The 20109-nt window shown below is 54.0% G+C and carries 20 protein-coding genes, 1 pseudogene and 2 riboswitches; all 21 genes and pseudogenes read left to right on the plus strand.

All coding sequences use genetic code 11. The annotated features are described in order from the left end of the window. Positions 1-403 precede the first annotated feature (403 nt). The 21 genes and pseudogenes from NFS31_RS15550 (at position 404) to NFS31_RS15645 (ending at position 20081) form a co-directional block, all read left to right on the plus strand. The gene (locus NFS31_RS15550) at positions 404-1009 is read left to right on the plus strand and encodes an SOS response-associated peptidase (RefSeq protein WP_251496900.1); all 606 of its coding nucleotides are present in this window, start codon (positions 404-406) and stop codon (positions 1007-1009) included. A gap of 123 nt (positions 1010-1132) precedes the next feature. Then, the gene (locus NFS31_RS15555; RefSeq protein WP_251496901.1) at positions 1133-2413 is read left to right on the plus strand and encodes a Y-family DNA polymerase; all 1281 of its coding nucleotides are present in this window, start codon (positions 1133-1135) and stop codon (positions 2411-2413) included. A 43-nt stretch (positions 2414-2456) separates the two neighbouring features. Next, the gene (locus tag NFS31_RS15560; protein WP_251496903.1) at positions 2457-2768 is read left to right on the plus strand and encodes a hypothetical protein; all 312 of its coding nucleotides are present in this window, start codon (positions 2457-2459) and stop codon (positions 2766-2768) included. Between the two features lie 183 nt (positions 2769-2951). Then, a riboswitch (molybdenum cofactor riboswitch) is annotated at positions 2952-3078 on the plus strand. A gap of 157 nt (positions 3079-3235) precedes the next feature. Further along, positions 3236-4192 (plus strand): ABC transporter substrate-binding protein, encoded by a 957-nt coding sequence (locus NFS31_RS15565; RefSeq protein ID WP_251496905.1) that lies wholly within the window; start codon positions 3236-3238, stop codon positions 4190-4192. 115 nt (positions 4193-4307) lie between these two features. After that, positions 4308-4991 (plus strand): ABC transporter permease, encoded by a 684-nt coding sequence (locus NFS31_RS15570; RefSeq protein ID WP_251496907.1) that lies wholly within the window; start codon positions 4308-4310, stop codon positions 4989-4991. Beyond that, on the plus strand, positions 4978-5667 hold the full coding sequence (locus tag NFS31_RS15575; RefSeq protein ID WP_251496910.1) for an ATP-binding cassette domain-containing protein: 690 nt from the start codon (positions 4978-4980) through the stop codon (positions 5665-5667). The genes NFS31_RS15570 and NFS31_RS15575 overlap by 14 nt, the downstream gene beginning before the upstream one ends. 187 nt (positions 5668-5854) lie before the next feature. Continuing rightward, positions 5855-6065, plus strand: a riboswitch (molybdenum cofactor riboswitch). A gap of 134 nt (positions 6066-6199) precedes the next feature. Next, positions 6200-6385, plus strand: a complete 186-nt coding sequence (locus NFS31_RS15580) for a hypothetical protein (protein WP_251496913.1) — start codon at positions 6200-6202, stop codon at positions 6383-6385. Positions 6386-6428: 43 nt separating this feature from the next. Next, positions 6429-7661: a molybdopterin molybdotransferase MoeA gene (locus tag NFS31_RS15585; RefSeq protein WP_251496915.1), complete on the plus strand. Its 1233-nt coding sequence runs from the start codon at positions 6429-6431 to the stop codon at positions 7659-7661. A 65-nt stretch (positions 7662-7726) separates the two neighbouring features. After that, a complete protein-coding gene (locus tag NFS31_RS15590; protein WP_251496918.1) occupies positions 7727-9631 on the plus strand; it encodes a molybdopterin biosynthesis protein in 1905 nt (634 codons plus the stop codon). Between the two features lie 24 nt (positions 9632-9655). Beyond that, positions 9656-10099, plus strand: coding sequence for an MOSC domain-containing protein (locus NFS31_RS15595; protein ID WP_251496920.1), 444 nt, complete (start codon positions 9656-9658; stop codon positions 10097-10099). A gap of 30 nt (positions 10100-10129) precedes the next feature. Then, the gene (locus tag NFS31_RS15600; RefSeq protein ID WP_251496922.1) at positions 10130-10522 is read left to right on the plus strand and encodes a 4Fe-4S binding protein; all 393 of its coding nucleotides are present in this window, start codon (positions 10130-10132) and stop codon (positions 10520-10522) included. Between the two features lie 96 nt (positions 10523-10618). Then, entirely contained in the window at positions 10619-12841 is a 2223-nt protein-coding gene (locus NFS31_RS15605; protein ID WP_251496924.1) for an aldehyde ferredoxin oxidoreductase family protein, read from the plus strand. Next, positions 12838-13035, plus strand: coding sequence for a sulfur carrier protein ThiS (gene thiS / locus NFS31_RS15610; RefSeq protein ID WP_251496926.1), 198 nt, complete (start codon positions 12838-12840; stop codon positions 13033-13035). The genes NFS31_RS15605 and thiS overlap by 4 nt, the downstream gene beginning before the upstream one ends. A gap of 315 nt (positions 13036-13350) precedes the next feature. Beyond that, positions 13351-14094 (plus strand): HesA/MoeB/ThiF family protein, encoded by a 744-nt coding sequence (locus NFS31_RS15615; protein ID WP_251496928.1) that lies wholly within the window; start codon positions 13351-13353, stop codon positions 14092-14094. Positions 14095-14157: 63 nt separating this feature from the next. After that, positions 14158-14211, plus strand: a pseudogene (locus NFS31_RS28490) (hypothetical protein); the annotation flags it as partial. 80 nt (positions 14212-14291) lie between these two features. Next, a complete protein-coding gene (locus NFS31_RS27810; RefSeq protein WP_334303098.1) occupies positions 14292-14366 on the plus strand; it encodes a hypothetical protein in 75 nt (24 codons plus the stop codon). Between the two features lie 553 nt (positions 14367-14919). Continuing rightward, the gene (locus tag NFS31_RS15625) at positions 14920-15702 is read left to right on the plus strand and encodes a LytR/AlgR family response regulator transcription factor (protein ID WP_251496932.1); all 783 of its coding nucleotides are present in this window, start codon (positions 14920-14922) and stop codon (positions 15700-15702) included. Next, positions 15702-17003: a sensor histidine kinase gene (locus tag NFS31_RS15630; protein WP_251496934.1), complete on the plus strand. Its 1302-nt coding sequence runs from the start codon at positions 15702-15704 to the stop codon at positions 17001-17003. The genes NFS31_RS15625 and NFS31_RS15630 overlap by 1 nt, the downstream gene beginning before the upstream one ends. Positions 17004-17077: 74 nt before the next feature. Then, positions 17078-17254, plus strand: coding sequence for a cyclic lactone autoinducer peptide (locus tag NFS31_RS15635; RefSeq protein ID WP_251496937.1), 177 nt, complete (start codon positions 17078-17080; stop codon positions 17252-17254). A gap of 5 nt (positions 17255-17259) precedes the next feature. Then, positions 17260-17862, plus strand: coding sequence for an accessory gene regulator ArgB-like protein (locus NFS31_RS15640; protein ID WP_251496940.1), 603 nt, complete (start codon positions 17260-17262; stop codon positions 17860-17862). A 257-nt stretch (positions 17863-18119) separates the two neighbouring features. Next, positions 18120-20081 carry a vWA domain-containing protein gene (locus tag NFS31_RS15645; protein WP_251496943.1) on the plus strand — a complete coding sequence of 654 codons (1962 nt, stop codon included), beginning with the start codon at positions 18120-18122 and terminating at the stop codon, positions 20079-20081. Positions 20082-20109 lie beyond the last annotated feature (28 nt).

Genomic DNA, 20109 nt, shown 5'->3' on the forward strand with positions numbered 1-20109 from the left:
TATTGTCATGAAGAAAGATAATCTAAACTGCAAGATTCTTTCTCTCTTTTTCTGCTATTTTTTGTAAAACTGCATATAGCAGTGTAATATCTTGATTATATTTAGCTAAACGGATTTCCTTATTTACCGATAAAGTATATGTACTATTATTCATAATAATTATGCTAAATATAAACCAGACACTACAGTAGTGCATCTGAATAAAAAAATTTGTTTCAATAAGGAACTGTTCAGAAATAACTTACAGAACATATCGAACTGTACCAGCGGATTCAATTTCGGCGTAAAGAGAGCCGGGCTTGACATACCCATGCCGTAATCGTACAATGCAGGCAGAGAGGCATGGAAAACAGCACACAGGGGCGGACATAAAGCGGATATTAAAAATTTCAGGGAGAAATGTATGTGCGGCAGATACTATGTAGATGATGAGACAGCAAGGGCGATGGAAGCGCTGCTTCGCGGGCTGCAGGGAAAAATAAGGCGCGGGTCTATGGCGGCAGTGGGCCGGATGGCCGCCGGCGACGTGCATCCGTCTGAGGCGGCGCCGGTTCTTTGGGGAGAGGGAGGCGCGGTGCGCTGCGGATGGCAGCGCTGGGGATTTCCGGGCTTTCAGGGGAAGCGGGTGATTTTTAATGCGAGAAGCGAATCTGCGATGGAAAAGCCATTGTTTCGCGACAGCATCATGCACAGGCGGATAGCGGTTCCCGCGGCGGGGTTTTATGAGTGGAATTCCAGGAGGGAGAAAAGCCGGTTTTACAAAAAGGGCTGCCCGCTTCTTTTGATGGCGGGGTGCAGCAGGCAGTATGAGGACGGGGCGCATTTTGTGATACTCACAACAGCGGCCAATGGATCCATGAAGCCGGTGCATGAACGTATGCCCCTGATCCTGGAGTGGGACGAGGCGGCGAAATGGGTGCTGGATGACGCAGGGGTGAAGGAGATTCTTGGCAAAATGCCCTGCCTGCTGGAACGTGAATCAGATTATGAGCAGCTCAGCCTGTTTTAGGGCCTGCTTCTGACGATTCTGACACGCTCCGGGGCGGCCGGGGACGGTATGTATTCCATAAATTACCGCTTGAAATAGAAACGTATGTTTGCTAAAATGGAACCCAAGGAGGTGAACGTACGTTTGAAACGAATCATCTTTCATATTGACGTGAACGCAGCCTATCTCTCGTGGGAGGCGGTTTACCGGCTGGCCCACAGGGGGGAGAAGGTGGATTTGCGAACGATTGCGTCTGCCGTGGGCGGGGATGTGTCTGCGCGGCGCGGGATTATCCTGGCGAAGTCGATCCCGGCAAAGCGGTATGGGATCAAAACAGGCGAGACGCTTCTGGAGGCGAGAAGGAAATGCCCGGATCTGGTGATCGTGCCGCCGGATTATGGCCTGTATGAGAAATGTTCGGCTGCATTTATGGATATTCTGCGGGATTATTCGGATGCGGTCGAGCCGTACAGCATTGACGAGGCGTACATTGACATGAGCGCGAGCTGCCATTTGTTCGGGACGCCCGAGGAGGCGGCGGCGCAGATCCGGGACCGCATCCGGGAGGAGCTGGGATTTACGGTCAATGTGGGCGTATCGGCCAATAAGCTTCTGGCAAAGATGGCGTCAGATTTCAGGAAGCCGGATCAGGTACATACGCTGTATCCGGAGGAGATTCCGGAGAAGATGTGGCCGCTTCCGGTATCAGAGCTGTTCTTTGTGGGGCGGGCCACGGAGGGAAAGCTTCTTTCCATGGGTATCAGAACCATCGGGGAGCTTGCGGCCTGCGATCCGGCGTGGCTTAAACGCGTGCTGAAAAAGCATGGGGAGGTGATATGGGGCTTTGCCAATGGCATCGATCCCTCGCCGGTGGCGGCATCCGGCGGTTCGTACACAATAAAACCGGGTGCGCCGGCGGATGCGGGCGCGGGCCTGTCCGTTGGCGCGCCGTCCGGCGGGAATAAGGGATACGGGAACAGCGCCACGACGCCGTATGATGTGATGGACGCGCAGACGGCGAAGCAGACGCTTTTGGCTCTTTCCGAGACGGTTGCAGGCCGTCTGCGGGCGGACGGGGTGCAGATCGGGGTGGTGTCCGTGGGGATCCGGTATGCGGATTTTTCCTATGCCTCCCACCAGAGAACGCTGTGCGGCCCGACGGATCGGACCATGGAGATCTATGAGGCGGCGTGCGGACTGTTCCTGGAATTGTGGAACGGCCGGCCGGTCCGTCACCTGGGCGTGCATACAGGCCGGGTGAGCCGGGAGAATTACAGGCAGTTACGGATGTTTGACGATGTAAATGATGAGAAGCTTTCGAGGATGGACAGGGCTGTCGATGAGATAAGAGGGCGGTTCGGGGCCGGCGCGGTGCGGCGGGCCGTATTTTTAGACCAACAAATCGACATAAAGACCGAACCGTGAGAGGCGTAACTGTGAGTACATCTTTGGGAAAGAGGGGATGGCAATGGCATTTGGGATTGGCATGAATTCCCGCGGGGCGGACGCGGGCGGCGTCAGGGGAATCCAGCGGGAGATTGCATGTGAATGCTGGTTTACCAGCACCGGAAAGGCCACGCCTCTGATGCTGAAAATACAGGATGAGGACGGGGAGATCCAGACCATCCGGGAGATTATCGTGCATTCTCAGGAGAAAAAGACGTATGCCGGGGTTCCTTCCATCGAATATGACTGCACGCTGGCGCTGCATGGGCGCGGGATCAGGGCATGGCTTATTTATTATCAGGCAGAGAGCCGGTGGGTCATCAATTTTCGGTGACACGGCGCGCATGCATTGTTTTTGCGCCGGCCGTGCGGATGTTCATAAATATTTCAATAAATGCAGGTAACAGTTCAGGGTTATCTGAACCGTTACGAATGCGTGACAGCCGCAAGGTTCTTCTTTTTGTCTCATATTGACAGAGCGATTTCACCTGTGCTATACTGATTTCTGTAATCTGAAAAAAACAGTAAATTTCGAGCTGCTGCGCCTGAAACAGTGAAATCATGCTGCATGGCGGGCAGCCAATGGGTGGATGGGGAAACCCGCCCGCCTCCCGCATTTGGAAAGAAATGCATTGGAAAGAAATTGTGCTATGAAAAGGCTTGAATGCTTCCGCCTGTGCCGGAGCGCGTCTGAATGGAAATTTCAGCGCATCTTCGGGCGCTCCCGGGAAGAGTTGCCGCACGATTTTTGTTCCGGTGCGGCGTTTTCTTCGGAAATAATATTCAAGGGAGAGAGATACGATGAGAAAATCAAGCAGATGGAAGGTGTTTGCGGCGGCGGCCGCGGCGGCGGTATCGATGGCGGCCTGCTCAGGCTCTGCGGACAAGCCGGCTGAAACGGAGGCGGCAGAGACCGCGGCTGAGGTGGAGGCGGCGGCCCCGACAGAGGAGGAGACGGCTGCAGAAACCGGAGAGGCTGAGAGTGAGGAGCAGGAAAAGAGCGCGCAGGGCGTGCTGATGATGGCTACCACGACCAGCACGGATAATACGGGGCTTCTTGATTACCTTCAGCCGCTGTTTCTGGAGGAGACGGGCATTGATCTGCAGTGGACGGCTGTGGGGACGGGCGATGCGATCCAAAAGGGCATGGACGGCGAGGTTGATATTGTGCTGGTTCACTCCAAGGCCAAGGAAGAGGAGTTTGTGGCCAGCGGCTTCGGCGTGGAGCGCTTCCAGGTGATGTACAATGACTTCATTATCATTGGGCCCAAGGACGGTCCGGTTGCGGTGACGGACGATATTGAGTCTGTATTTAAGCAGGTAAAGGACGAGGAGCTGACATTTGTATCGCGCGGCGATAATTCCGGCACGCACAATAAGGAGACCGGGATCTGGGACAAGCTGGGGATTACAGATTATGAGAGCAATCCGAATTATGTGTCAGCCGGGGCCGGCATGGGCGATACGATCAATATGACGGATGAGAAGGGCGGCTACTGCCTGACAGACCGCGGAACCTGGCTCGCGAAAAAGGCGGATTACCCGGATATGGACATCATCTGTGAGGGCGACGCCAACCTTTTGAACCAGTACGGCGTGATTGCCGTGAATCCGGAGAAATACCCGGATTTGAACAATGAGGCGGCAAATACCTTTATTGAATGGATCTGCTCTCCTGAGGTTCAGGAGCTGATTGGCAAGTTCGGCGTTGAGGAGTACGGCGAGCCGTTATTCTTCCCCAACGCGGATCAGCAGTAGAAAGACAGAAAAAGGCGGCGGAGGATATCCGCGCTGCCTTAAGGCCAGCAAGGCCGAAACCGGGGCGGGCGGTGGCGCTGCGCGGTTTCGGCCTTTTTTAAGGGAGCGGGTTGAGTTGAAACAGGTATTTTCAGAATTTTTTGGCACAGTGGGCGTGATGGATTCGATCCGGGTCACGCTCATCATGTCGGTTTGGTCCACGATGATCGCGTCTGCGTTTGGGATTTCGCTCGGATTTTTGCTGGAAAGGCGGGAATTTCCCGGGAAACGGCTGGTGATCCGCCTCAACCGCACGCTGATGGGGGCCCCTCCGGTGGTGATCGGGCTTCTGGCCTATATGCTCCTCAGAAAGCGGGGGCCGCTCGGGAGCCTGCGGTGGGTGTTTACCATCAAAGGCATGGTGTTTGCGCAGGTTTTAATCATCACGCCCATTGTATGCGGGATGGTCTATTCCTACGCGGTGCGCACGGCTCCGGCGATCCGGGCGTTTGCGCGGCTGATGGGGGCGGACCGCCGGCAGACGGGGTGGCTTCTGTTAAAGGAAATGAAGCATGAGATGTATTTTGCCGTGGTGTCAGGCTACGGCCGCTCGATCAGCGAGGTGGGGGCCGTGTTTCTGGTGGGAGGCAATATTAAGAATCACACGCGCACCATGACGACCGCGATTTCAACCCTCAAGGGGGCCGGGGATTATTATGAGGGCGTGTTCCTGGGCGTGCTTCTGATGATAATGGCGTTTGCTGTACAGACGCTGGCCGACCATTTCAGGAGGGAGGAGCAGGGCGATGAGAATCTCTAATCTGAAAAAGCGGATGGGAACCTTTGAGCTTTGGATAGAGGAGATGAACCTGGAGAGCGGGCTGATCCACGGTCTGGCCGGCCCGAATGGCTGCGGCAAGACAACGCTCTCCAAACTCCTGACCGGGATCCTCACGCCGGATGAGGGGATGATGGATTTGGAAGGGCTGACGCCGCGCGACATTACCATGACAAGCCAGAAGCCGTATCTTCTGCACGATACGGTGTATGAAAACCTGATCCTTCCCCTGAAGCTGCGGGGAATGCGGCCGGATAAGGAGGAGACGGACGCATGGCTGGAGCGGTGCGGGTTAAAGGATAAGAAGCGCCAGTATGCCAGGAGCTTAAGCAGCGGGGAGCAGCAGAAGCTTTCGTTTATCCGCGCTTTGATATTCGGGCCGAAGCTGGTGATTGTGGATGAGACGCTCTCCAATCTGGATCCGGACAGCACGAAGCTGTTTGAAGAGCTGATGCTGGAACAGCAGAGGAAGCGGCCGATCACATGGCTGACGATCAGCCATCAGCTTGTGCATCTGAAGCGGGTCTGCGATAGGGTGCATTTCATGGAGAAAGGGAGGCAGATCGCGGAGGGAACGCCGAAGGAGATTCTGCTGAATCCGTCGCATCCGTCGATAAGGGCGTTTTTGGCGGATACGGAGGTGTCGTTTCGGGGGTAGGGGAAAGTCATGTCGTGAAAGGGCCGCCCGTGCGGACTTCTATATCCAACAGAACCTCACTCTGGCGGCCTTATCACGCCGAATTATAAATAGCAGACGCATAAAGCTTTTATAATAATGAAAAATATTTTATATATATGAAATTTTTTAAATATCTCATTGACAGCAGAATTTTGATTATGTTATACTAAGCTTAGAATTTCGAGCTGCTTTCACCTAATGCAGGATTAGCTCCGGACGGCATACACGGCCGGATTCAGAGCGGTCTTTTTCGGATCGGAACTGCAAAGATAAGGATTTCTGCGATGGGATGGCGGCCAATGGGTGCGGGGGGAAACTTCCGCGCCTCCCGCATCCGGTTTTCTGGTGCATTGGAAAGAAATTGTAATCGTTCAGGTATTCTGTACGGTTGCCAGAAATTGCTTCTTTATTCATTATAACAGAGAATTTATAATTAGGAAGAGAGGCAAGTTCGGCTGCTGTTCATCAGGCGGTATCCTGCGGGGCGGGTTACTGCGCGGCCCGGGAGGGCGTGGGCGGCGGCGTTGGTGTTTTCCGGGTGCGCGAAGAAGAGGCTGGCGTGGGGACAGACAGATATGGGTACAGGGCGGTACGCGGAGAAGACGGCAGAGAGAAGAACGCCGGATCCTTTGGGATTTCTCCGGGCCGCCTTTTTGTTGTGTCCGGGTTTGGCGCAATGCCGTATTTGAAGCTGTAATAATACCGCATTGAAACCTATTATAATAAGGAAGGAATTGGTTATGAAATTACTGCGGGTGGATACGCTTGAGGAGGCGAGGGGGAAGCTTAAGGGCGTGTTTGCGGGGCGCGCGCCGGAGACGGAGCTAACTGGATGCGCGGATGCGCTGGGCCGGATCCTGGCTGAGGACGTGGTTTCCGGGGAGGCGGTACCTTCCTTTTACCGATCGAGCGTGGACGGGTACGCGGTGCGGTCAGCGGATACGGCCGGGGCGTCGGAGAGTATTCCGGCATTTCTTGAAATGATCGGGGAGATCTCTGTGGGGACAGCGGCGGGAAGGGCGATTGGCAGCGGACAGTGTATGTATGTTCCCACCGGAGGCATGGTCCCGGAGGGCGCGGACGCGGTGGTGATGGTGGAATACTGCGAGCCTTTTGACGCGGATCATGTGGCAGTATATGAGGCGGTTCCCTTTGGGAGCTCAGTGGTGGTTCCGGGGGAGGATGTGAAGAAGGGACAGCTCCTTCTGGCGCGGGGCAGCGCCGTCAGCCCGGCGGGGCTCGGGGCGCTGGCGGCGGCCGGGATCACGGAGGTTTCTGTGTATAAGCCCTGGAGGGTGAGTATCCTTTCCACAGGGGATGAGCTGGTGGCGCCCGGCGGGTGTCCGGGACCGGGGCAGGTGCGGGATGTCAACAGCGCCGGCCTGGCGGCCTCGGCGGCAAACGCGGGCTTTCAGGTGATCCGGACAGCGCTTCTGGCGGATGATGAGCCGCTTTTGGAGGCGGCGGTGCGGGAGGCCGCGGAGGACAGCGACCTGGTTTTGGTGTCAGGCGGGAGCTCGCAGGGAAAAAAGGATGTGACGTGCGAGGTTTTAGACCGGGTGTCCGGGGGCGGCGTGTTTACGCACGGGCTGGCATTAAAACCGGGAAAACCGACGATCCTGGGGTTTGACAGCGGCCGCGGCGCGCTTTTGATGGGACTTCCGGGGCATCCGGTCGCGGCTCTGACGGTGTTTCGCCTTCTGGCCTTCTGGCTGTGGCGGGAGCTGACCGGGCAGCGGGAGGAATGGTCCGTCAGGGCGCGGATGAGCATGAACCTTGCGAGCGCGCCGGGAAAGCTGACGTGCGTGCCGGTGAGGCTTTACCGCGGCGCGGACGGATATGAGGCGGAGCCGGTTTTAGGGAAATCGGGGCTGATTACGACCATGTCCCAGGCGGACGGGTATGTGATGGCAGAGATGAACCGGGAGGGCTTAAAGCGCGGGGAGTGGGTGGAGATCCACCGTTTTTTGTAGGATGTACGTTCGCATAGTAATGGTTCAGCGCTATCTGAACGGTTGCTTTCGGATAAGGAGATGCGATGGGAAAACGAAATTTGTACTTAAACAATACGCCGGTTGAGGAGGCGCTGAACGTTTACCGGGAGGCGTTAAAGGGGCTGATTGCCCCCGGGAGGGAGACGGTTCCGGTGATTGAGAGCCTGAACCGGATCACGGCTGAGGCGGTGTATGCGGCATACTGCTCCCCGCTGTACAATGCGGCGGCCATGGACGGGATCGCGGTGATATCAGAGCGGACCAGGGGCGCCTCGGAGCGGGAGCCGCTTACGCTTTACCCGGATGCGGATTTTGCGGTGGTGGATACCGGGGATCCGGTGAAGCCCCCGTATGATGCGGTGATTATGGCAGAGGATCTGACAGAGCTGGCGGACGGCGGGGTGCGGATCACCGGGGCGGCGGCCACATGGCAGCATGTGAGGCCCATCGGTGAGGATATTGTGGCTGGGGAAATGATTCTGCCCGGCCGTCACCGGATCCGGCCCATTGATATCGGCGTCCTGCTGGCCGGCGGGATCACGGAAGTTCCTGTGTATACCCTTCCGGAGGTCGCCATTTTCCCCACAGGGACCGAGATCATCGAGCCCGGAACCGAACCGGGCGAGGGGGATATCATTGAATCGAACTCGCGGATGTTTGAGGCCATGGTAACGGAACACGGCGGGAGGGCGCGCCGCTTTGCGCCCATTGCGGACGATTATGAAAAGCTGAAGGACGCGGTTTCACGCGCCGCGGATGAGTATGATATGGTGCTGGTCAACGCGGGTTCCAGCGCGGGGACCGAGGATTATACAGTCCACATCCTGCGGGAGCTGGGCGAGGTCCTGATCCACGGCGTGGCGGTAAAGCCGGGAAAACCGGTGATTCTGGCAATCGTGAAGGATAAACCGGTGATCGGCCTTCCGGGTTACCCTGTCTCGGCGTATATCAATTTTGAAAATTTTGTGGTCCCGGTGCTGGAGATGATGAACGGGCGGGCAGGAAAGCAGAGATCCGTGGCGGAGGCGGTCGTCACGAAGCGCCTGGTATCGTCCTTAAAGCACAGGGAGTATGTGCGGGTAAAGGTCGGAAAGGTGGATGAGCGGCTGGTAGCCTCGCCTCTGGCCCGCGGGGCCGGGGCGGCTATGAGCCTGGCGCGGGCCGACGGCTTCTGCGTGATTGAGCAGAACAGCGAGGGAGTGGAAGCCGGCGAGCGCGTCCCGGTGGAGCTGTACCGGACGCTGGAGGAGATCGACCGCACGGTGGTGGCTATTGGCAGCCATGATCTGATCCTGGACGTGCTGTCTGATCTCATGCCGGATGAATGTCCGGGGAACTATTTGTCCAGCACGCATGTGGGCAGCATGGCGGGGCTGATGGCGCTTCGGCGGGGGGAGGCGCATATCGCGCCCGCGCATCTGCTGGACGAGGCGTCGGGAACCTACAACATTCCGATCATAAAGAGGCTGTTTCAGGAGCCCATGGCCCTCATTAAGGGCGTGGACCGGATACAGGGGATCATGGCTGCGGCCGGAAATCCGCTGGGGATCCAAGAGATCGGGGATCTGAGGCGCGTCCGCTATGTCAACCGCCAGCGCGGAGCGGGGACGCGGGTGCTTCTCGACTACCGTTTAAAGCTTGCCGGCATTGCCCCGGAGGAGATTTCGGGGTATGAACGGGAGGCGGCGACGCATATGGCGGCCGCGGCGGCGATTGCGGGAGGCAGCGCGGACGCCGGGATGGGGATCGAGTCAGCCGCCCGCGCCATGGGGCTGGATTTCATCCCCATCGGCCCCGAGGAGTATGATTTTGCCATTCCGGTCCGCTTCCTTTCGCTGCCGCATGTACAGTGTTTCCTTGAGGTCTTAAAAAGCGAGGCGTTTAAGGAGCGCGTGATGAAGCTGGGAGGCTACGCGCTGCGCCGGACCGGGGAGATTGTGTACTGCTGATGAAAGGGCGGGAGAGATTTTGATATGAAGGGACGCGTGGAAGCGCTCTGTGTCTTTCGTGAAAAGGGAAAACCGGGGGAGTACACAGAGCGGGGAATATTTACAGAGAACCTGGGTATGGACGGGGATCTCCATGCCCGGGGCGGGGAGCGGCAGGTAACGCTGTGCTGTGCGGCGGCCCTGCGCCGGATTAAGGAAGAGGACAGGCCGGGGCTGTGTTTTAAGAGGTATAAGGCCAATCTGACAGTGGACGGCCTGGATGTAAAGGCCCTGCGGCCGGGGATGAGGCTCGCGGCCGGGACGGCTGTGTTTGAGGTGTCGGAGCGCGGGAAGGCGTGCTTTCCGGAATGTAGTTTGTTCAGAAGCGGCCGGGAATGCGGGCTCGCCGCCGGGGCCGTCTTTTTGAAGGTGGCGCAGTCCGGGGAGGTCTCGGAGCAGGATGAAATCGAACTGCTCGGCGGATTGTGACCGGAAAAAAGGAGCGAAGATAAAGGAGGAATGAAAGTGAAACGGTTAGAAAAGGATGAGGCCCTCTGTACTGGCTGCCGCCAGTGCGAGGAAGCGTGCTCGAAGGCGTTTTATAAGACAGCGGACAGGACGAAATCATGCATCCGCATCACGGACCGGGAGGATGGAACCCATAAGATTTCCGTCTGCACCCAGTGCGGGATCTGCGCCGAGGTGTGCAATACGGGCGTGATTGGAAAGGATGCGAAGGGCGTTTACCGGCTCGATAAAAAGGAATGCGCCGGCTGCCTGATGTGCGTCGGCTTTTGTCCGGAGGATGTGATGGTCCAGAGCGACGACTGCCTGGAGCCGTCGAAATGTACGGCCTGCGGGATCTGTGTAAAGGCATGTCCCACCGGCGCGATCCGGCTCGTGGAGGAATAGGCGTCAGACGCATCGCTGCAGTTTGTGTGTATCGCGAAGCGCGCGGCTGGCAGACAGCATACAGCGCGGCATCGCAGCAAAAACAGGAGGACAAAGATGATTAAAATGTGCGATCTTCCCCGCTATGCGGATGCGGATATGGAAGAGATCAAAAAAATGAAAGAGGCGCATGTGGTTCTGAACCAGATTACATATGAGCCAAAGCCCCTGTACAGAGGCTATACGGATAAGCGCTTAAAGATTGACGTGTCGGACAGCTCGGTCAGCATTCTTGACATCCCGCAGGAGGTAAAGGAGAAATTTACGGGCGGCAAGGGCTACTGCCTGCGGTATCTGTGGGATGCAGTCAACCCGCAGACGCGCTGGGATTCGCCGGAGAATGCGGTTACCATGTCCGCCGGCCCGGTAGCTGGCATTACGCAGTACGGCGGAACCGGAAAATGTCTGGTGTGCACCATTTCCCCCATGACGGATATCCCCATTGACTCCAATGTGGGCGGATATTTCGGGCCGTTTCTGAAATTCTCCGGCTTTGACATGATTGAGCTGACCGGAAAGGCCAAAGAGGATGTGATCATTGTCATTGACGGAAATAAGGGGACGATTTCCGTTGAAAAAGCGCCCCTGGAGCACAAGGACGCCCATCTTCTGGGGGAAGAGCTGACGGCCATGTATGCCGAGGATGACAGTGACCGCAAAAATGTGGCGGTGGTGTGTTCCGGCTCCGCGGCAGAGCACTGCAACCTGTCCATGCTGAATTTTACCTTCTATGATCCGAAGCGGAATGTGGTGCGCTTAAAGCAGGCCGGCCGCGGCGGAATCGGCCGCGTGTTTGCGGACAAACACATCAAGGCGCTGGTCTGCCGGTTTAAGGGCGTAAAGGCCAATTTAAACGATGTGTATGATATCAAGCTTCTGAATAAAGACGGGCTGAAATTCCACCGCGAGGTGGCGGCGCTTGACAATAAGCAGAACGCCATGCGCAAGTCCGGCACAGCGTATTCGCTGCAGACGCTGAGCGATTACGACATTCTCCCCACGCGCAACTATAAATACGGCGGGACGGAGAAGGTTTCGGAGATGAAGGCAGAGGTATGGCAGGAGAAATGGCTGACCCAGGGCGGCGCGGACGGCTGCTGGTACGGCTGTTCCATGGCTTGCGCCAAGACGGCGGATCATTTTCTGTTAAAGACCGGGCCTTACAAGGGACGCCGCGTCTGCGTGGACGGGCCGGAGTATGAGAGCGCGGCGGGCCTGGGCCCGAACTGCGGCATCACGGATCCGCAGGTGATTTTAGAGCTTAATTTCTACTGCGACACCTACGGGATCGACACCATTTCCTACGGGACCATGACCGCGTTCCTGATGGAGTGCTATGAAAACGGTATCCTGAATAAGGAGCGGACCGGCGGCCTGGAGCTCGTGTGGGGCAATGCGGAGGCGGATCTGGAGCTTCTGCACCTGATCGCGAGAAACGAGGGCTTTGGAAAAATCGGCGCGCTGGGTTCCCACAAGCAGAAAGCCTATTTCGCAGAGCAGGGCTGGGGCGATATGGACTTTATGAATGATATCGCCATGGAGCAGAAAGGGCTTGAGTATTCGGAGTATTCCTCCAAGGAATCCCTGGCCCAGCAGGGCGGCTACGGCCTGACGAACAAGGGGCCGCAGCACGACGAGGCATGGCTGATCTTCATGGATCAGGTGAATAACCAGATCCCGACCTTTGATGATAAGGCTGAGGCGCTGTACTATTATCCTATGTTCCGCACCTGGTTCGGTCTTCTGGGGCTGTGCAAGCTGCCGTGGAATGACATCGTGCCCGCGGACAACAGCCTGCGCGACGAACCGGCCAAGGTTCCGGAGCATGTGGACAATTACCTGGATCTGTACTACGGCGTGACGGGCGTGAAGATCGACCGCGACGATATGATCCGCATGTCAGAGCGCGTGTACAACTTCCAGCGTATCTTCAATATCCGCCTCGGCAAGGGCCTGCGGAAGAACGACGCGATCCCGTACCGCTCCCAGGGGCCGGTGACGGAAGAGGAATATTTGTCGAGGCAGGAACGCTATGACAAGCAGCTTGTGGATCTGGTGGGAAAGACCGCCGAAGAGGTGCAGACCATGAGCCTTAAGGAAAAGATGGCGGCCACGAGGAGCTACCGGGAATCCGAGTATGAGAAGCTGATCGACGCGGTATATCCAAAGCGCGGATGGACGCTGAACGGCGTTCCGACCGTGGCCCATTTAAAAGAGCTGGGCATGGATCTGCCGGAGCTTCTCGAGATCGTGGAGCCGCTCCAGGATGTGCAGCCATGAGACTGAACGACAGGCCGTATGAAAACTGGCATGAGGGACTGACCATCCGGGGCGTGATGGATTATATGCATTTTACGTGGCCCAAGCTGGTGGTGAAGGTAAACGGGCAGCTTGTCTGGCCGGAAGACTATGGGAATGTGGTGCTGAAAGAGGACGACGATCTCAAGATCCATCATTTGCTGGGCGGAGGCTGAGCCGGGCGGGGATGCAGGAATAATAGAGAGATGAGGAAGGCGGGGATACAGAGGATGGTATTCCCGCCTTTTTGATGGGAGAGGGCGTTCGTGAGAGGGCCGCCAGCAGCAGGCCATAAATCGTTGTCTGCATAATTGCTATGGCTGGATTTTGAGAAAGTCAACAACCCCGCTGCAAGCAACGGGGCGTCAAACTTGCAGCGCTGCAGAGCAGCGGGGTATTTGACCCTCGCGGCAGTCGCCAAATGTGCATGCAAGCATGCCCACTTGGCTCGTTGCCCGCGGGAATAAAAAGAGAGGAGAGGTGCGCTTATTATGGAAGAAACTCGTTATAAACGGCATTTGATGCTGCCGGATATCGGGCCGGAGGGGCAGGAGCGGCTGCGCGCCGGACGGGTGCTGGTGGCCGGGGCCGGGGGGCTTGGGAGTCCGGTTTGTATGTATCTGGCCGCGGCGGGCGTGGGGACGATCGGGATTGCGGATTTTGATAAGGCGGATATCAGCAACCTGCAGAGGCAGATCCTGTACCGGGAGAAGGATGTGGGGAAGATGAAGGTCGAGGCAGCCAAACGGAACCTGGAGAAGATGAATGGGGAGATCTGCGTCCGGACGTTTGGCGAGGGGCTGAATCAGGAGAATATCAGGCGGATCGTGTCCGGGTTTGATGTGGTGGTGGACGCGACCGACAATTTTTATACGCGCTATCTGATCAGCGACACTTGTATGGAGCTGGGAAAGCCGGATGTGTATGGGGCGATCTGCGAATTTGAGGGGCAGGTTACGGTGTTTATGCCGGGAGGGCCCTGCCTGCGCTGCTTAAGCCCTGAAACGCCCGGTCCGGGAGAGGGGCCGAATTTTGGGAGCTTCGGAGTGCTGGGCGCGGTTCCGGGGATTATTGGGAGTATACAGGCAGCGGAGGCGCTGAAGCTTCTTCTCGGGATCGGGGAGACCCTGGCCGGGAGGATGCTGTTTGTGGATGTGAAGGCGATGAGGATGGAGGAAATGGAGATTCAGCCGAATCCAAGGTGCGGATGGTGTAAAAGGACGGTTATGGCGTGAAGGCTTTGGGGAGGAGAACAGAGTAAAGATGGAGGAGATGCGCGAAATAACATGTAAAGTCATTTGCGGCAGCTCCATCATTCCCATCATCTGCACGCCCCACTTTGCGGTATATTTGGCCCAAATTCACTTAACGAAGCCCACTGCGCCGCGTTAAGCGAATTTGGGCCAAATCGCACACAAACTGTGACGCACATGTGACGGAAAGCATTTTTCAGGCACGCTCTGATACTCCAGCTCGGAAAAGTCGATACCAAAATTTTGTAACATGACTTTTGCAATTTTGATTTGGTAATCGAGCTCTTTGTTTTGGCCGGTTTCATGCGCTTTAATTCTCATTAAATTCACATACGTGATGATCGCTGCCTGTCTCTGTTCTTCAAGTGTCATGCAATCACCTGCTTTCTATATTGCGGCTGCTGTTGCTACAGCTCAAGTATAACACAGGCGGGATACAAAGTCTATTAAATTGTCGCAGGAACAGGCGTGTTACTGCCGCAGCGCTACTTTTCAGGAAGGGGGGATGAGCGGCAGGAAAACAGAGTGACAGAGATGAAAAGATTGTGGATGGTCTGTCCGGGGAAGATAATAAATGACAGGAAAATAAGTTGTAAAAAAGGTAAATCCTACAACTAATCGTTGTATTTTTCGTTTTTTTGCAGTATACAAAAGACGGATTGCCAATTTATGCATTTATATGTTATAATTATAAAACTGCTTATGCATCGGACAGCGGAGCTGATTGGCCGCTTTTTCGGGCAGGCTGGCGGCGTGGCTCGGGGGTCGGATATACAAATGAGAAATGGTTGTTGGAGGGATGAACAAATGGAAATTGCTATCTGTGATGACTGCCTCAGCGATATTCAGGAGTTGAAAAAATTAATCCGGAAGTGTACAAAGAATTCGGATCATGTACATTTTTTTGAGTTCCACAGCGGAAAGGATCTGATGGATGGTTTCAGAAAATTCAGTGTTTTTTTCCTGGATATTTATATGGAAGGAGAGATGGAGGGCGTCGAGCTGGTGGAGCAGATCCGAAAAAGGGATTCCGATGCGCTGATCGCCTTTTATACGGCGCATCAATATCCTGTCAGCCGTATTGTGAGAGCAAAACCTTTTGCATATCTGGTGAAGGATTCGGTATCTGCGGATTTTATGGCGGATCTGCGGATGACTTTGGAAGAAGCGAGAAAGAAGGAAAAAGATCGGGCTGTTGTGATTCCTGTTTCACACGATGGGGTCACTCATGCGATACAATTGTCAGATATTATTTTTATTATGAGGGAGAGGACAGGGAGCAGAATTTATTTAACAAGAGAAGGCGCAGAGAAAGTGGGCCTGTTAAGGGATGCAGGGAACTGTGAAGAGAAAGAATTGTCAATAAAAAGCCGGGTTGGGATGGAAGAATATTATAATGAGTTAAAAGATTATGGATTTTTATATGCAAAAGTGAGCTATATTATAAATATACGCCATATTATAACCAGGGAAAAGAGCCTTGTTGTAATGAGTGGCGGCATTAAATTAACCGTTTCGAGAAGCAGAAAAAAAGCATTTGATGATCAACTGATGAGCTATTGGGGACAACAGCGAAAGGAAGAAATGTGATGGATTTTGCATGGCTTATGTACGAGGCGGTAAAACTCTTGAACTGCATTATTGAAATTTTTTTGGTCTATATGTTTTTAAGATCTCTGTTCCCGGTCTATGAGAAACGGCGATATGTAAGATGGGCAGAGGCGGGAATCTGTACAGGCATTATTTTTTTTGTAAATCATTTGGAAATGCCATTTGTAAATTTGGTTTGTGTTCCCCTTATATATATGCTTCTTATCTGGCTTATCTACCGGATTAGGTTTAACCTGAATGTGTTGTATGTGATATTTTATTATACAATTTTAGTAATTACAGAATTTGTTGTGTGGCATTTTTTTCACATTTTTGGAATCGATGTTACGGTAAAAGATCATACTTGGGCATTCAGGCTTCTGCTGGAAAAATGTCTGATTTACCTCGCACTTGTGATTATCAGAAAAAATCACAGGTATGCTCCAGATAAGGAAGGGTATCCCATACTGAAAAATCTGCTTATTTTGCCGGTTTCTGTATTAATACTATTAAATGGTTTTCTTTTAGCTAATCAACACCGTATGGGATATTTACTGATTTATCTGGGAAGCGCTGCACTGTTGGTGAGTAATATCGCGTATTTTCTGATTATGGATAAGCTGCTTTTAAGAGAAAAGGATATTCAGGATAATGAGATGAGGAAGCTTAAGGCGGAATTGGAGCGCAGCCATTACCGTCATATAGATGAGATTAATCAGGAATATGCGGAATACATACATGAAATGCGGCATATTGTCAAAGCAATAGAGGATTTTGTAAACGCTCAAAACGATGAAAGCCTGAAAAAATTTTCGTCGGAAGCTTCTAAGCTGCTGAAAAGAAAAAGCCCTGCGGATAAAAAAATGTATATTGAGGATCCGATTGTTAATGGAATGCTGGTTGAAAGAATGAAGGAGGCAAATAAAAACGGAATCCGGTTTAAACCTGATATACAGAAAGGGGTATCGTTAGATTTTATGGATGAAACGGATAAAATCAGAATTCTCGGAAATTTGCTGGACAACGCGCTGGAAGCGGCGGGAAAATGCGAGCACGGATATGTAAATATGTCGCTTTATATACAAACGGATTCAACCATTATTTTACGGGTTATAAACAACTTCAGTCATAAAAATCAGAAACAGGAAGGCATATTCATGTCGATCAAGAGCGGCGGAAGAAGACATGGTTTCGGCCTTCAAAAGGTTAAGGAATTGGCAGGCAGGTATAAGGGTTCTCTGAAGATCGAAGAGGAGAACGAAAGATTTACAGCCATAGTGTCGTTGAGAAATATGTATTAAAAATAAATATTTATTAAAAATACTTGATTTTTTCTTCAAAAAGGGTTATGGTAATATAAAACAAAGGAGGAAAGATGATGAAAAAGACAGTCAGAAACCTATTAACAAAACTGAAAAACAGAAATTGGGCGGTGATCGCGCTGAATGCGATGGCGCTGCTGACAGTGATTCAGAACGTGAATGCAGGATGCGGATGGATCGATCATCAGCCTGAGATTCCGGAAGAGGCTAAACGCTTCAAGCGGTTTTAAAAGGTATGATCGAAAAGCTGGCAGAATATTTGGTTGACTGGCAGATAAAGAGACATTATTTGTCTGCAGAGGATCAAAGATTGTATCAGTATGCGTTTGGATTGCTGATTGGGCAGGCGGTCAATATATTGATCGCCTGTCTTTTGGCAGCAGCGTTTCAGGAATATATGACTGTATTTGTGTTTCTGCTGTCCTTTATTCCGCTGCGCTCCTATGCAGGAGGCCATCACGCAGATAACTATACGATCTGTACGCTTCTTTCTACGCTGATACTGCTCGGGGTATGTGTGATGGCGAAGCTGATTCCCGCTGGTATCATTTTGACCGGGAGCCTTATATCCGGCGCTGTGTGTGGTTTCCTGATTTTTTTACTGGCCCCGGTTGAAGATCGTAATAAACCTTTGGATCAGGCGGAGAGACGCCGGTATGGAAGACGCAGTAAGGTAATATGGACTTTTGAGACATTTGCATGGATGATTTTCTATAAAGCAGGCGCAGAGGATGTGAGCCTGGCGATTGCTCTGGGGCACCTTGCGCTGTCCATATTATTATGTGCAGGAACTGTAAAAAATAAAAAGATTTCCCATTCTGTTTTGAATCAAAACTAAAAATTATGAGTTTGTAAGCCGTAAAAATATTTTTGCGGCTTTTTTTATACGGATTTTTAGCGTCAAATTTAGATTGTTTTAATCTTGTTTTCCGCTGTCAATCAGAAAAAATGGTTTAGATGATGCAAAAAACGACAAAAACGGAACAAAAAACGACATCCCTATTGAAATAGGATGGTTTTTGTGATAACTTATCAATCAAGAAAGGCAGATAGACAAAATAAAAAATATTTGGCAAAGCGTATGGGGGAATTGAGTTGATAAGATTCAGAAAGGCGGCTGTCATATTTACAACAGCGGTATTACTTATATTTTGTGTGACAGAAAATATTAGAGGAGAAGAAAAGAGTGGTAATATATCCTCTTCCGGTGAAATTATCTTCCTCTTAGACACCAGCGCGTCCATGAACGCCCAGGACAGAGATCGGGAGGCCATCGACGCGATCCGGCAGGCGGTGTACAGCCTCCCGTCGGATTACCGGGTTGGGCTGGTGGCGTACAACACGGACATACAGACCGTGATCGTCCCCGGAACCCCGGCGGCGCAGATGGAGGAGATGCTGGCGGGGATTACCTATACGGGATACACGAACGCAGGGGAAGGGCTCGCACAGGCTGTCGGGCTCTTTTCTGAGAGCGGGGCGTCAGACCGCTGTATCGTGATGCTGACGGACGGCGAGATCGATATGCCGGACAGCCGGGCCAGGGAGGCGTCGCGCGCTCTCTATTCCGAAGCGGCGCTGCAGGCGCGGGAGCGGGGCGTCCGGATGTATATCGTGGCGATCGGGACAGAGCTTTCGGATCCGCGGCTGCACATTTTCGACGGGGCGGAGGTGACAGACGGGGCCATCTACTGGGAAGGCCAGTCAGGCTCCCTGTCTGGTATCATGAGGCGCATCCTGGAGGAACGGCTCAGCCTGCCGGGCGCTCCGCTGGCAGCGGGCGGGGCAGGAAGCGCCATGCCTTCCGAAAGCGCCGGAAACGCATTTGCGGCGGGCGGATCGGGCCATGCGCCTTCCGAAATCTCAACCGTGGTTCTGAACGCCGCCATCCCGAAGGGCGCGAGCCGCGTGAGGCTGGCGATTACCTCAGAGGAAGGCATAGGCGGGGCGCAGGCCGGGCAGGCGCAGGTGATAACAGGACAGCATTTCGCGGTTGTGGAGGCGGTGCGGCCGCCCGCGGGGACGTTAAGCGTATCGTACCAGACGCCGGATCCGGCCTCCGCGCAGGCATGGATGATCCCGGAATACGACGTGGTTCCCACCATATCGGCAGCATACCGGATCGAGGAGCTTTCGCGGAGCGAAAAGGAGATAAAGCGGAACGTGCCGCCGGAGTTTGAACACTACGCGGATCTGGAGCTTACGCTGGTGGATGTCTCCGGAGCTGATTCAAAAAATGCCGCCGGGGATCTTTCGGGGGAGGTCTCGCAGGATCTTTCGGGAAATGCCGCCGGGAAAGGCGCGAATATATGGGAGGATGAGCGGTTTGAGGGGATGGAAGTCTCCTTCACCGTCAACGGGACGCCTTATACGGGAACCATACAGGGGGGAAGCATCTTCCTGACGCTGCGGGCCGAAGCGCTCGAAACGGTGACGGCGGCGGTTTCGATGGCAGACGACGGGGCGGTATACCGGATACGGGAGGCCGATCCGGTGCGGATTGAGAAATTTCCGGATCCGGAGTTTGAGCCTCTGCCGGATTACCGGCCGCTGATCGCCATCCTGTGCGCACTGGCCGCCTGCCTTGCAGGGCTGTTTGCGTTCTGGATGGGCAAGAGGACGACAGTGATCTATATGGCGCCATCTCCGTCCGGGGACGGGACGAAGACCGCCGCTAGGGCCGGCGAGTATTCGGGGAAGCTAAACATGTACGTGGTCAGGAACGCGGACGGAAAGGACATACCGCCTCAGACGTACCGCCTGTTCGGGCGCAGGGCCAGGAGGCTGACGCTGGGGCAGATCCTGACATCCTGCGGGATTAAATTTGATAAGATCGGAGCGGACGATATCATCCTGTATCCGGGCCCGGATCACGCGGTGATCGTGATGGACCAGTCCGAGGGCTGCACGGTGATGCGGGGCATGGAGATTTTAAAAAAGGGAATGGGGTATCCGGTATACTATAACGGGAAAATCACGGTATCCTTTGACGATGAGGAGACAGAGATGGAGCTGCATTACCGGAATTTAAAGCCAGGGGAAAGGGAGGAGCTATGAGAAACACAGCCGGGTTTGCGGAAAAAGC

Origin of the sequence: Otoolea muris, from assembly GCF_943193115.1 — a bacterium.
In the GTDB taxonomy this organism is placed as follows: Bacteria; Bacillota; Clostridia; order Lachnospirales; family Lachnospiraceae; genus Otoolea; species Otoolea muris.

Excerpts from the sequence above, each read along its gene's own strand:
- NFS31_RS15640 (WP_251496940.1), top strand. The coding sequence starts at position 17,260 with ATGATCGAAAAGCTGGCAGAATATTTGGTTGACTGGCAGATAAAGAGA.
- NFS31_RS15630 (WP_251496934.1), top strand. The coding sequence starts at position 15,702 with ATGGATTTTGCATGGCTTATGTACGAGGCGGTAAAACTCTTGAACTGC.
- thiS (WP_251496926.1), top strand. The coding sequence starts at position 12,838 with ATGAGACTGAACGACAGGCCGTATGAAAACTGGCATGAGGGACTGACC.
- NFS31_RS15560 (WP_251496903.1), top strand. The coding sequence starts at position 2,457 with ATGGCATTTGGGATTGGCATGAATTCCCGCGGGGCGGACGCGGGCGGC.
- NFS31_RS15595 (WP_251496920.1), top strand. The coding sequence starts at position 9,656 with ATGAAGGGACGCGTGGAAGCGCTCTGTGTCTTTCGTGAAAAGGGAAAA.
- NFS31_RS15600 (WP_251496922.1), top strand. The coding sequence starts at position 10,130 with ATGAAAGTGAAACGGTTAGAAAAGGATGAGGCCCTCTGTACTGGCTGC.
- NFS31_RS15615 (WP_251496928.1), top strand. The coding sequence starts at position 13,351 with ATGGAAGAAACTCGTTATAAACGGCATTTGATGCTGCCGGATATCGGG.
- NFS31_RS15605 (WP_251496924.1), top strand. The coding sequence starts at position 10,619 with ATGATTAAAATGTGCGATCTTCCCCGCTATGCGGATGCGGATATGGAA.
- NFS31_RS15625 (WP_251496932.1), top strand. The coding sequence starts at position 14,920 with ATGGAAATTGCTATCTGTGATGACTGCCTCAGCGATATTCAGGAGTTG.
- NFS31_RS15550 (WP_251496900.1), top strand. The coding sequence starts at position 404 with ATGTGCGGCAGATACTATGTAGATGATGAGACAGCAAGGGCGATGGAA.
- NFS31_RS15565 (WP_251496905.1), top strand. The coding sequence starts at position 3,236 with ATGAGAAAATCAAGCAGATGGAAGGTGTTTGCGGCGGCGGCCGCGGCG.
- NFS31_RS15575 (WP_251496910.1), top strand. The coding sequence starts at position 4,978 with ATGAGAATCTCTAATCTGAAAAAGCGGATGGGAACCTTTGAGCTTTGG.
- NFS31_RS15590 (WP_251496918.1), top strand. The coding sequence starts at position 7,727 with ATGGGAAAACGAAATTTGTACTTAAACAATACGCCGGTTGAGGAGGCG.
- NFS31_RS15585 (WP_251496915.1), top strand. The coding sequence starts at position 6,429 with ATGAAATTACTGCGGGTGGATACGCTTGAGGAGGCGAGGGGGAAGCTT.
- NFS31_RS15635 (WP_251496937.1), top strand. The coding sequence starts at position 17,078 with ATGATGAAAAAGACAGTCAGAAACCTATTAACAAAACTGAAAAACAGA.